This window comes from Pseudomonas sp. MDT1-17, assembly GCF_054898105.1.
Window position 1 is genome coordinate 2,372,183 of sequence record NZ_JBUBVM010000001.1, and the last position, 12,505, is coordinate 2,384,687.

9 protein-coding genes and 1 pseudogene are annotated in these 12,505 nt (G+C 53.6%); all 10 read left to right on the forward strand.

Annotation, left to right across the window (positions count from 1 at the left end):
• Positions 1-222 precede the first annotated feature (222 nt).
• The 10 genes and pseudogenes from ACYZTX_RS11015 (at position 223) to ACYZTX_RS11060 (ending at position 12,483) form a co-directional block, all read left to right on the forward strand.
• The gene (locus ACYZTX_RS11015; protein WP_462034070.1) at positions 223-1,017 is read left to right on the forward strand and encodes an ABC transporter permease; all 795 of its coding nucleotides are present in this window, start codon (positions 223-225) and stop codon (positions 1,015-1,017) included.
• A complete protein-coding gene (locus tag ACYZTX_RS11020; protein WP_462034071.1) occupies positions 1,014-2,231 on the forward strand; it encodes an ABC transporter ATP-binding protein in 1,218 nt (405 codons plus the stop codon). The genes ACYZTX_RS11015 and ACYZTX_RS11020 overlap by 4 nt, the downstream gene beginning before the upstream one ends.
• On the forward strand, positions 2,228-3,862 hold the full coding sequence (locus ACYZTX_RS11025) for a class I SAM-dependent methyltransferase (protein ID WP_462034072.1): 1,635 nt from the start codon (positions 2,228-2,230) through the stop codon (positions 3,860-3,862). The genes ACYZTX_RS11020 and ACYZTX_RS11025 overlap by 4 nt, the downstream gene beginning before the upstream one ends.
• Before the next feature lie 272 nt (positions 3,863-4,134).
• Positions 4,135-7,065, forward strand: a complete 2,931-nt coding sequence (locus ACYZTX_RS11030; RefSeq protein ID WP_462034073.1) for a glycosyltransferase — start codon at positions 4,135-4,137, stop codon at positions 7,063-7,065.
• A 164-nt stretch (positions 7,066-7,229) separates the two neighbouring features.
• Positions 7,230-7,615, forward strand: a pseudogene (locus ACYZTX_RS11035) (IS66 family transposase); the annotation flags it as partial.
• Between the two features lie 193 nt (positions 7,616-7,808).
• The gene (gene rfbG / locus ACYZTX_RS11040) at positions 7,809-8,891 is read left to right on the forward strand and encodes a CDP-glucose 4,6-dehydratase (protein WP_462034074.1); all 1,083 of its coding nucleotides are present in this window, start codon (positions 7,809-7,811) and stop codon (positions 8,889-8,891) included.
• Positions 8,888-9,703, forward strand: a complete 816-nt coding sequence (locus ACYZTX_RS11045) for an NAD-dependent epimerase/dehydratase family protein (protein WP_462034075.1) — start codon at positions 8,888-8,890, stop codon at positions 9,701-9,703. The genes rfbG and ACYZTX_RS11045 overlap by 4 nt, the downstream gene beginning before the upstream one ends.
• 29 nt (positions 9,704-9,732) lie before the next feature.
• On the forward strand, positions 9,733-10,695 hold the full coding sequence (locus ACYZTX_RS11050) for a glycosyltransferase family 2 protein (protein ID WP_462034076.1): 963 nt from the start codon (positions 9,733-9,735) through the stop codon (positions 10,693-10,695).
• Between the two features lie 10 nt (positions 10,696-10,705).
• Positions 10,706-11,473 (forward strand): glucose-1-phosphate cytidylyltransferase, encoded by a 768-nt coding sequence (gene rfbF / locus ACYZTX_RS11055; protein ID WP_462034077.1) that lies wholly within the window; start codon positions 10,706-10,708, stop codon positions 11,471-11,473.
• 8 nt (positions 11,474-11,481) lie between these two features.
• Positions 11,482-12,483: a lysylphosphatidylglycerol synthase transmembrane domain-containing protein gene (locus ACYZTX_RS11060; RefSeq protein ID WP_462037020.1), complete on the forward strand. Its 1,002-nt coding sequence runs from the start codon at positions 11,482-11,484 to the stop codon at positions 12,481-12,483.
• The last annotated feature ends 22 nt before the right edge of the window (positions 12,484-12,505 follow it).

Below are 12,505 nucleotides of genomic sequence, written 5' to 3' on the forward strand. Positions count from 1 at the left end.
AAGCCCTGAAAAAGACTTCTATCCCAGGCGAAATGTCCGCCAGCCTTAGCGGAAACTATATAGTGCACCTCAAAGAAATCCACCGAGGGTTTGGTCTGGATTCTCATCACCGGAGGCGCAACCGTATCGTTTGCCGGAGACCTTGAGACTTAGCTGTAAATCGCACGATTCAGAATCGCCAAGAGTGAAGCAAATTGGCTTCACTTTTACCAGGAGTCAGGAATGTTGGAGCTGTTCAAAAGCCTTTGGGATTACCGGGGATTCGTTTTTTCATCTATCCATAATGAATTTTCTGCCCGTTTTGCTCGTAGCCGTTTAGGCGGTCTGTGGATGATCATCAATCCTCTGGCCCAAGTCGCCATTTATGCTCTGGTGCTCTCCAACGTGCTAGCAGCAAAGCTGCCTGGGATCGATAACAAGTACGCATACGCCCTCTATTTGATGGCGGGCATGCTGGCATGGAGCCTGTTTTCGGAGATCATCGGCCGCTGTTTGACCTTGTTCATCGACCAAGGCAACCTCATGAAAAAAATGCGCTTTCCGCGTATAACCTTGCCGGTCATTGTCGTGGGATCGAGCCTGCTCAATTATGTGTTGCTGTTTGTCGCGCTGTTGGCGGTTTTTGCTTTGTTGGGTCAATGGCCGCACCTTCAGATGCTATGGCTCATCCCGTTGACGGTTGCAGTCACGGCTCTGGCTATCGGCATAGGCTTGATTCTCGGCGTACTGAACGTCTTCATTCGGGACGTAGGCCAAGTGGTACCCATCCTGTTGCAAGTCTGGTTCTGGTTCACCCCCGTGGTTTACCCGGTCAATATTATTCCTGAAAATTTCAGAAGCTACATGGACATGAACCCCATGTTCCCGATTGTCAGCGCTTACCATGACATTTTGGTATACGCCAAAACCCCCGATATCCAGCAAATTGCAGTGACCACCGTTATTGCTTTGGGCTTGATGTTATTGGGGCTATTTATGTTCCGCCGCGCTGCGCCGGAAATGGTGGACGTGTTATGAGTCTGTTGACCGTAAATGACCTGGGCAAGGCTTATCGCGTCTATGCCTCTGAACTTCAGCGCATTGGCCGTTGGTTTGGGCTTCCCACCAAACCCAGTGAAGAGCATTGGGTACTCAAGCACATCAACTTTTCCATCAGCCCGGGAGAAGCCATCGGTATCGTTGGCCAAAACGGTGCGGGAAAATCTACGCTGCTGAAGATGATTACCGGAACTTTGCAACCCACGGAGGGTCGCGTTCAGGTTAACGGCCGCATCGCTGCCATTCTCGAGTTGGGTATGGGTTTTACCCCTGACTTGACCGGTCGCCAGAATGTGTATCACGCCGCCGGTTTGATGGGCTTTGGTGCTGAGCAGATCCGCCAGGCCATGCCAGAGATCGAGGCTTTTGCCGAGATTGGCGAATACTTCGACCAAGCCGTGCGCACTTATTCGAGCGGTATGCAGATGCGCGTGGCGTTTGCCGTGGCTACAGCGTTTCGTCCAGACATCCTGATCGTCGATGAAGCCTTGTCGGTGGGTGACAGTTATTTCCAGCACAAGAGCTTTGAGCGTATTCGCGAGTTTCAGCGTCTGGGCACGACGTTGTTGATTGTGTCCCACGACCGAGGTTCGATCCAGTCGTTATGCAGTCGGGCGATCCTGCTCGAACACGGTACGGTGATCAAGGATGGCGCGCCGGAAGAGGTGATGGATTACTACAATGCTATTATCGCGGCCAAGGAAAACGCCACGGTTACAGTCATCCAGCGCGAAGATGGCAGTGTGCAAACCCGCTCCGGCTCGGGCGAGGCAAGCATACGTTCGGTTAGCCTGCACAATAGCGTGGGAGAGCCGATCGAGTACGTACAAGTTGGCGAAAGTGTCAGCTTGAAAATTGATGTGCAGGTGAACAGCGACATCCCCGAGTTGGTCACCGGTTACATGCTCAAGGATCGTTTGGGTCAGACGGTCTTTGGCACCAACACGCACCACTTGGGTTGCAAGCTGGAAAGTCTGGCTGCGGGGCAAACAATGCAGTACCGCTTCGACTTTGAGGCAAACTTGGGTGTGGGTTCGTATTCGGTGGCGGTTGCGCTGCACACCACCGAGAACCATATTTCCTGTAACTTCGAGTGGCAGGACCTGGCACTGGTGTTCAATGTGGTCAATGTCTCTAAAACGGAATTTGTCGGGCTTGCCTGGTTACCGCCAACAGTGGAAAGCAGCAGATGAATGGGAATTTTTACCGGGCGTTTGAAGATCTCCATCGCGGTAGTCGCGACTTGATCAGGAAACGTCAAGAGGTCTACCTGCCTTTTATCAACCCGCTCAAAGCATTGTACCCGCAGTGCCCGGCGCTTGATTTGGGTTGTGGTCGTGGCGAGTGGCTGGAGTTGATCCAGTCGCAAGGTTTTCTGGCCCGTGGTGTTGACGTCGACGACGGCATGCTGCAGGCATGTCAGGCGCTCGACTTGCCTGCCGAGTACGGCGACGTGCTGGCGGCGCTGGCCGCGCTGGGCGATGAGAGTCAAGTGGTGGTGTCGGCGTTCCATCTGGTCGAGCACATACCGTTCGCCAGTTTGCAACAGTTGGTCAGTGAGGCGCTGCGGGTGCTCAAGCCGGCGGGGCTGTTGATTATGGAAACGCCGAACCCGGAAAACCTGTTGGTTGGCACTAATTCTTTTTACCTCGACCCGACCCACGAAAAGCCCATACCACATTTGTTACTCAGCTTTTTGACCGAGTACACGGGGTTTGCGCGCTCCAAGTTGGTCCGTCTGCAAGAGCCAGCTGCCCTGCATGACGTGCCGCAACTCACTTTAATGGAAGTGTTGGACGGGGTCAGCCCGGATTACGCGATCATTGCGCAGAAGACGGCGGGTGCCGAACAGTTGGCGGTTTTCGATCCTTACTTTGACCGTACTTACGGTTTGAGTCTGGAAACCTTGGCGGAGCGTTATGAGCAACACATGGAGCGTCGCTTCCGGGCAACGCTCGAAGACAGCAGCCTGCAGCAAATACAGCACATACAGGAAATACAGCATGAGGTTGCCGACGTGTCAGCCGAATTGCAGCGCCAGAGTGTCGAACTGTCAGCCGAGTTGCAGCGCCAGAGTGTCGAACTGTCAGCCGAGTTGCAGCGCCAGAGTGTCGAGCTGTCAGCCGAGTTGCAGCGCCAGAGTGTCGAGCTGTCAGCCGAATTGCAGCGCCAGAGTGTCGAGCGAGCAGCCGAGTTGCAGCGCCAGAGTGTCGAACTGGAAGCCGTGTCGCAGCACCAGAATGTCGAGCAGGCAGCCGAGTTGCAGCGCCAGAGTGTCGAACTGGAAGCCAAGTTGCCGCGCCGGAGTGTTGAGCTGGAAGCCAAGTTACAGCGCCAGATTGTCGAATTGGAAGCGGAGTTGCAGCAGACCCGTCAGCAGCGAGATGAGGCGTTGGCCCAGACTCACGAATTTTGGCTACAAAGTTGCGCCGATAACAGCCGCGTGCAGGCGTTGATGAGGAGCACTTCCTGGCGCCTTACTGCGCCTTTGCGCTGGTGCGCAAGATCCGTGCGCTGGCTGGGCAGTAGCTTTGCCCGTTTGCTCAAAAGCGGGGTTCGTCGAATCGTGGTCGCGGGGCTGCGCCATACCCTCGGGCGCCCGGCTTTGCGTCGGCGGATCAATGCCAGCCTTAATCGTTACCCCCGTTTGCATGAAGCCCTCAAGCGCTTCGCCGTTAGTCGTGGGCTAATGGTCAGTGCATCTGTCTCTCGCCACGAAACGGCGAGCAGTGAAGTGCCGCAGCACTTGGAGGGCCTGTCAGCGGGTGCTCGCCAAGTGTATTACGATTTGAAAAAGACTACCGAACAGAAGGATCAGCGCTGATGCGTATTGTTATTGATATGCAGGGCGCTCAAGCCCGTCTCACCCGGCTCGATTCGTCGTGCTACATCACCAAATTGGCACGCGCGTTAGCCCTTCAGTCAGGCGAACATGAGGTCATCCTGGCCCTCAGTGGGTTGTTTGATGGGACCATCGAAGCGATTCGCGCGCAGTTTCATGGGGTTCTGCCGTCCAAAAATATTCATGTGTGGTGGGCTCCTGGCCCGGTGAATCGGCTTGATCCGGATAACGAAGGTCGGGCGAAAGCCGCTGAGTTGATCCGTGAGGCGTTTCTGGCCAATCTCAAGCCCGATTTGGTGTTGCTATCCAATGTATTTGATAGCGCTGACAATGAGTTGATTTTGACTATTGGCGTATTGGCGCAGTCCATGCGCAGTGTCGTTGTGTTGGAGTCTTTGGGTAAGTCCTATGCTGGCGAGGTGACTCCACGGGGCTTGTATTGGGCGCAGCAGATCCAGCAGATCCGTCGTGCAGAGCTGGTGATGGTCATACCGCCGCTGGATCCTCAATATGTCAGCCAGGCGCTGGGGTTACCTGCCGCTCAGGTCAATGCTCTATCGGCAAACCCTGCGACCGGTTTCGAAGAAGCGTCATTGCGGGAGGACGCTGGGGCTGTCTTAGCGTTGTTGGCGCGAGGGACCCTGCAACAGGGGCATGTCAGCACCAGTGGTTTGCGACAGAAGTTGGCTTATGTGTCGCCACTGCCACCCCAAAAAAGCGGCATCGCCGGGTACAGCGCAGAGTTGTTGCCCGAGTTAAGCCGCTATTACGACATCGATGTGGTGACCGATCACCCCCAGGTCGATGATCCTTGGATCCTGGCTAACTGTCAGGTGCGCTCGGTGGAATGGTTCCGCCAGAACGCCTTGCGCTACCAGCGGGTTATTTACCACTTCGGTAATAATCCGATGCATGCCTTTATGTTTGAGTTACTCGACGAGATTGCCGGGGTCGTCGTCTTGCACGACTTCTATCTAAGCGATGTTCAGTGGTATTGCCAGGTTCATGGGATAAAACCCGATGTCTGGATCAAAGAGCTGTATCAAGGGCATGGTTACAAGGCGGTGGCTGATTTCCATCAGGACGGGGTGCATAGCACCTTGTCCAAGTACCCGGGTAGTCTAGGGGTCATTAATCAGGCACTGGGAGTGATCGTGCATTCGAGTTACTCCGAGTCGTTGGCGCGTCAATGGTATGGTGAGAGGGCGCGCTGTTCGATGATCCCACTCCTGCGTGTGCCAGCAGTGAACCTGGACCGTGAGCGCGCCCGTGCAGCCTTGGGCTTGAGCAGCGATGACTTCGTGGTGTGTAGCTTTGGCTTTATGGGCAAGACCAAGCTCAATCATCGGTTATTGGCCGCGTGGGAAGGCTCCGCGTTGCTTCGCCAGGACCGAAACTGCAAGTTGTTCTTCGTTGGCCAGAACGAGGCATCAAACTATGGCGAAGACATTGAGCGGCACCTCAAGAAGCGTCGACAGTCTTCTAGCGCCAGCATTGTTGGTTGGACCGACACGCTGACCTATGAGCTGTACCTGGCCGCTGCAGACGTTGGTGTGCAGTTGCGTGAGCTGTCGCGCGGCGAGACCTCAGCGGCTGTGCTTGATTGTCTCAATTATGGTCTGGCCACGGTCATCAATGCCAATGGTGCCATGGCTGATCTGCCGGATGATGTGTTGATCAAGTTGGAAGACGATTTCAGCGACGCGCAACTGACTCAAGCCTTGGAATGGCTCCGCAGCGAGCCTGCGGCTCGCGCTGATCTGGGCAATCTAGCCGCCACATACGTGCGAAGTGACCATGCGCCTGCATTTTGTGCCAAGCGCTATTTCGAAAGTATTGAAGCCCATTATCTCGATCACAGCCGTTATCAGACGTTCACGTCGGCGGTGGGGCATGTGGTCACTGATTTTAGCGAGAGCGTGGATATCGTTGCGTTGTCCAAAGCGATTGCGCTCAACCAGCCGCAGGTCGTTGGCTTACGTCGCATGTATGTTGACGTCTCTGCCATGATCCGGGTTGATTTGCGCACCGGTATTCAGCGTGTGGTCAGGGCGTTGCTGCTGGCGCTGATTGAATCGCCGCCCACTGGTTATCTGTTTGAGCCGGTTTTTCTGAGCGATAGCGGGGGCGATTGGCATTGGCGTTTTGCGCGCAATTTCATGCTCTCGTTGATGGGCTGCTCGACCGGATGGTTACTCGATGAGCCTGTGGATATGCAACCTGGCGAGCAATTCCTGGGCTTGGACTTCTCCGGTTCGTTTATTGTCGAGGCGGGCAAGGGCGGGGTATTCTCCCGTTTGCGCGAGCGTGGGGTGAAGACTTCTTTCGTAGTTTATGACCTGATTCCGATCCAGTTCGAGGAGCACTTTCCTGCAGGCACTAAGGAAGGTCATGCCGATTGGCTATACGAGATTTCCAAGGCCGATGCAGCGCTATGTATCTCTGCCTCGGTGGCTGCTGACCTGCAGCGCTGGGTTGCCGCCCATGGTGCACCACGTTTGTCTCCCTCTCCCTTGCAGACGAGTTGGTTCCACCTAGGTGCTGATTTGGCCGCTTCGATGCCGTCCAACGGTTTGGTGCAAGGCGCCGATCAGGTGCTTGAATGTCTGCGTAGCGTACCGAGTTTCTTGTCGGTGGGCACCATTGAGCCGCGCAAAGGGCATACCCAAACTCTTGAAGCCTTCGATCTGCTATGGGCCAAAGGTGAGCAGGTCAACTTGGTTATTGTGGGCAAACAAGGCTGGATGGTTGATGCGTTGTGCACGCGCTTGCGCAACCACCCGCAATTAAACAAGCGCCTGTTTTGGCTTGAAGGTGTCAGCGATGAGTACCTGGAAAAAGTCTATGCGGCGGCGTCCTGCTTGCTGGCCGCTTCGCAAGGTGAAGGCTTCGGATTACCGCTGATTGAAGCTGCGCAGCATAAGCTCCCGATCCTGGCGCGTGCCCTGCCGGTGTTTCGAGAGGTTGCCGGCGAGTATGCGGCGTTCTTCGAGGGCGACAGTGCACAGAACTTGACCGACGCAATTATTCAGTGGTTACAGGACTATCGTGACGGCTCAACCATTGATTCCATTAACATGCCGTGGCTAACGTGGAAACAGAGTGCCGAGCAATTCAAACATGCTTTACTCGCTCCCCAATGCTCCCAGCCAGTAATAAACAAGGCGACCTCGCAGTGCGCGTGAAAACTCTCGCTTGATTCTCAGATCTGTATTTATATGCGAAATCTTTAGGGCTAAGCGAGCTAATCAAGCTCAGAAAAAGTGTAGGAGAGCGGTGAAGTATTTTAAACGACAGCTGGGTTCGGTTTGTTTTTGAGAGCTGAGCTCAGTATGTTTGAACTTCACCGCTGCCAATCCTGATCCCAATGAAAAACTGGCTGGACTAAACCCAGCCGCAGGTCATCGTTCAAAGCGTTCTGGGTAAGGTGGTACATTCTGTCGAACAACTGGAACCGGCTGGGGCGTTACGTGGAGGTCGGATTTTACCGATCGACAACAACCCGACGGGCGTTCTGTAAAGCCGTTTGTCATCTGGCGCAAGGCCAGGTTGTTCAGTGGCACGCCCAAGGGGCGCGCGACCAGTGCGCAGATAGTCTGGTCGAAACCGCCAAGGTCAACGGGAAGGAGCCCTATACGTGGCTGCGCCACTTACTGGAGCAGTTACCGAACACCCTCGTCGGTCGAAAACTACGAAGCGTTGCTGTCGTGGAACTGCTCGCCAGAGATGCTACGTTGGATACCAAGCGCTTCTGGCGGTATGTGTACTTCATGGATCGGATACGATGGATCCAAGGTGATCATGCAATCCCTACCTCCACAAGAGCGTCGGATCAGGGTATTCTTGCCGGGCGAAATAGTCGCTCGCTATCCCTTGCCAAGATAGGCACGGGAAACAAGATGCTAAAAATCAATACGGCGTAAGAAAAATGACATCCATGTTCAAATTCGAAGAGAGTCTTGTCGGTAAAAAAGTGCTGGTTACCGGCCATACCGGCTTCACCGGAGGATGGGCGTGTCTTTGGCTGAAATCTATCGGCGCGACCGTAGCGGGCTATTCGCTACCTCCTGAGACGACCCCTTCGCTGTTTTCAGAGACAGATCTTGAGAGCGAAATGATTAGCACGCTGGGGGACATCTGCGATTTTGACAAGCTGAAGGGAGCTGTCGAGTCCTTCCAGCCGGATTTGATACTGCATTTGGCAGCTCAACCTCTTGTTCGTCGGTCTTATCGTGAGCCATTGCAGACTTTTCTTGTCAATGCTCAGGGTACCGCTCACGTTCTTGAAGCCGCCCGCCAAGTGAAAAGTGTTCGTGGTGTGCTATGCGTGACCACGGACAAGGTTTACAAGAATAACGAATGGGCGTGGCCGTATCGGGAAAACGATCCATTGGGTGGCAAAGACCCTTATAGCGCTTCCAAGGCCGCTGCAGAAATGGTCATCCAGAGTTACGCTGCTTCTTACCCTGCATCTACAGGGCAGGGGCCGGCAATCGCTACTGCCCGTGGTGGAAATATCATCGGCGGTGGCGACTGGTCAGAGGACCGGTTGATCCCCGACTTCGTGCGCGCGGTAATCGACAATCAAGCAATGACCCTTCGCTATCCAGATGCTACACGACCTTGGCAGCACGTTTTGGCATTGGTGCATGGCTATCTGGTCATCTTGGCGGGGCTTGTTTCAAATACCCCGGAGCGTGTCGCCAAGGCTTGGAATCTTGGGCCTCAGGAGCTCAAGCAGCACTCCGTCAGAGATGTACTTGAGTTGATGAGTGCAAACTGGCAACGTCCGAATCTGGAGTTCATGGATAGTCCTCTACCTGAAGCTGGCGCGCTGGCGTTGGATAGCTCCATTGCCCGGAACCAACTGAACTGGATCCCTGTTTGGGATACGGAGCAAGTGGTTGAGAAGACATCGTCTTGGTATCGGGACTTTTACTCCAATCCTGGCCAAGCTCGCGCTATTACACTTGCGCAGATCAGTGCCTGGCGATCGGGCATTCAGGAGTGATCTTCATTGTTGGTGGCCGAGGGCGATTGGGGCAGGCACTTCGTGAACAATACAGGTCGGACGAAGTCGTTTGCGTTGATAGGGTTGTTTACCAGCAATGGGGGGAGAGCGATTCTCTGTCTGACATTACGGCCTACTTTCAACAGTACGCTCGACCCGGTGCAGTAGTATACATTTGCTCTGGTTTACTTGACCCAACGCTGGCCTGTGAAACGTTGCATAACGTCAACTTTCGGCTGCCTAGAAACATTATTCAGGCAGTATCTCCAATGGGCATTCGGGCCGTGACTTTCGGTACCGCAATGGAGGAGATGCTGACTACAAACCCTTATGTTCAGAGCAAACTGGCGTTGAGTCGCTTCGTCGCTGAGATGAGCGAAGAACTGACACCAGCATTGCACATACGCATCCACACCCTGTACGGGTTCGGAGAACCCAGCCCGTTCATGTTTTTGGGGCTGGTAACGGAAGCGTTGCGTAATGACAAGCCTTTTGCAATGACGATGGGGCGGCAACTGCGTGAGTACCACCACGTGTCTGACGATGCTGCAGCTGTCAGGGCGCTGGTGGATCACTCAGATTCAGGGGTGGTGGAACTGAGCCATGGTCAGCCTGTTACCTTAAGGAGTTTAGCCGCAGCTATCTTTGAGTCTGCTGGCAAAGGCCATCTCTTGCGTTTGGGAGCGCTGCCTGAGCCGCAGGAAGAGAACTTTACTCAAGTGTTTTCAAGGTCCTCCATACTTGAAGGCGTCGTGTTTCGCGACACAGCGACGGGCGTTGTCGAATATATGAAAACACTGATCGAAAGCTGAGATCAGTGCTTTGAAAGGGAAATTATTAAATGGCAAGTGAACGGCCGCTGATATCAATATCTATTCCGGTTCTAAACGAATCTGGAAATATCGAAGCGTTGTACAGTCGTTTGGATTCGTTGGCGCTCAAAATGAAGGATCGGTGTGATCTGGAGTTTGTGTTTTCTGATAATCATTCGGATGACAATACCTGGGACATGCTGGCGGACTTGTCAAAAAATGACCCGCGAGTAAAGGCCATTCGTTTTTCTCGGAATTATGGGTTTCAGCGCTCGATTCTAGCGAATTATATGCACACCAAAGGTGACGCGGTGATGCAAATTGACGCAGATTTGCAAGATCCTCCTGAAATGCTGGAGGAGTTTTTTGAGCGCTGGCAGCAGGGGCATGAAGTGGTCTATGGCGTGCGCCGCAAGCGCCCCGAGAGTTGGCTTCTGAATACGTTCCGCCGACTAGGCTATTGGGCCATCGACAAGGTGAGTGAGCACCCGATCCCGCGTGATGTTGGCGACTTCCGGTTGATCGACCGCAAAGTCATTGATGTTTTGTTGAAAACCAAAACTGCAAACCCGTATCTACGGGGAATGATTGCCGGTATTGGTTTCAATCAAACAGGAATTACCTACGATCGAGACGCCCGAGTGGCGGGCGAAAGCAAGTTCAATATCTCTCGGTTAATCAGGCTCGGGTTAACGGCTGTATTGAATCATTCGACAGTGCCGCTACGTACCGCGTCGTTCGTCGGTGTGCTGATTTTGGCAGGCAGCGTACTGGGGGCCTTGTATTATACGCTCTTACGCTTCACTCATCCTGATCTTCCTCAGGGGTTGGCAAGTATCCATATTCTGGTGCTATTCGGAATCGGGCTGAATTCGTTTTTGCTCGGAATTATAGGTGAGTACTTGTTGCGCATTTATTTGGTGTTACGTGCTGATCCTGTGGCCGTTGTACAGAAAAGCTTAAATTTTGACCCTGCTGATCTCAAACTATAAAGGAGTTTTTATGAAAGCGGTAATTTTGGCCGGTGGGCTGGGGACTCGGATTGCAGAAGAATCAGATACCAAGCCAAAGCCTATGGTTGAGATCGGCGGTAAGCCATTGTTGTGGCATATCATGCGTTCCTATGCAAATCACGGGATCAAAGACTTTGTCATTTGCCTCGGTTATAAAGGTTATGTGATCAAAGAGTTTTTCTTTAACTACTACCGTCATATGTCCGACATAACCATTGACTTGGGTACCGGTGATCATCAGATCTTGAACAGCCAAGCTGAAGATTGGCGAATCACTTTGGTGGATACCGGGGCTGAAACCATGACGGGCGGTCGCTTGAAGCGTGTCGCCCCGTATCTGAACAACGAAACATTCTGTCTGACTTATGGAGATGGCTTGTCTGACATTAACATCAGCGCAGAGATCGAATTCCATCGCCAGCACGGGAAGCTGGCTACCGTTGCCGCGGTGCAACCCCCAGGCCGTTTTGGCGTGCTTAATATTGACGCGCACAACTCTGTGTCGAGTTTTGAAGAAAAGCCGAGCGATGAAATTGGCTGGATCAATGGGGGCTTTTTCGTTTTGGAGCCTGAAGTCTTAAATTACATCCAAGGTGACAGCACATCTTGGGAGCGTGAGCCGCTGACCAATCTGGCTAAAGATGGCCAGCTTTCCTCGTTCCATCACACCGGGTTCTGGCAGCCGTGCGATACCTTGCGTGATAAGCGTGAACTCGAAGCCCTGTGGGCAAACAACAAAGCCCCTTGGCGGATCTGACGGTACCTATGACACAAGCCACGCCTGTGAAGGAAAAACGCTGGATCAAGCATTTGATTGGGGGAGGGATCACTGTCGTCTGTCTGGGGGCAATTCTTCGTCTTGTCGATGTGTCCGAAGTCATGGATGCCCTGGAGCACTTCCAGTGGCATTACCTGATATTAGGTATTGCGTCGCTAGGTTTCGGGTATGCGGTTCGTATTTTACGCTGGTCTATCATGCTATCAGCTGAAGGTGCTCCGGTAGGTTTCAAAAATTGCGCAGAGCCTTTTTTGGGAGCTATCGCGCTGAATAATATTTTGCCTTTTCGCTTGGGCGATGTCATTCGTGCCCTGGTGTTCCCTAGAGCAATGGGCGTGACCAAGACTGCGGCTACGACCAGTCTCATTGTTGAGCGTCTTATTGACCTCGTGACCCTTCTGGCCTGCCTCGCCGTTGGCGTTCTGGCGATTCAGGCGATTGATATTCCGCCGGCTATCCGTCACACGGCCTTGATTCTCGCAGTGCTCGGGGGCGTGACCCTGGCGATCGGTTTTTTCTTCTCTTCAAGCTTCGCCCGGTTGTTCAAATCTTGGGGGGCGAGCAATGAAAGGGAGCCGAAAAAGCTGTCCAGCGTCTTTCAAGCGGTAGCTGGCTTGTTCGAAAGCTTTGATGTTATGTCCCGTCCTCGTGTGCTTGGGCTGATGTTGCTGTTATCGATGTTGGTGTGGGCAGGCGAGTCCGGGCTTTTTTATTTCGCGTTGAAGGGGTTGGGCTTGGATGTTAATCCGCTGATGGCTCTATTGGTGATGGCTATCGCCACGCTGTCGACACTGGCGCCTTCTTCGCCTGGATATGTAGGCCCCTTCCATCTCGCCGCTTTTACAGCCGTGACATTGATCGGTGGCACCTCCGCTCAAGCAGGCAGCTATGCCGTCATTGTACATCTGGCTCTGTGGGTTCCGACTACCATCGTTGGGGCTCTGGCGATCTGGTCAAGGCCGGCGCTATTTAAGGCTGCGCGCAAATGACCCAGGTTCAACTCATTCTGGT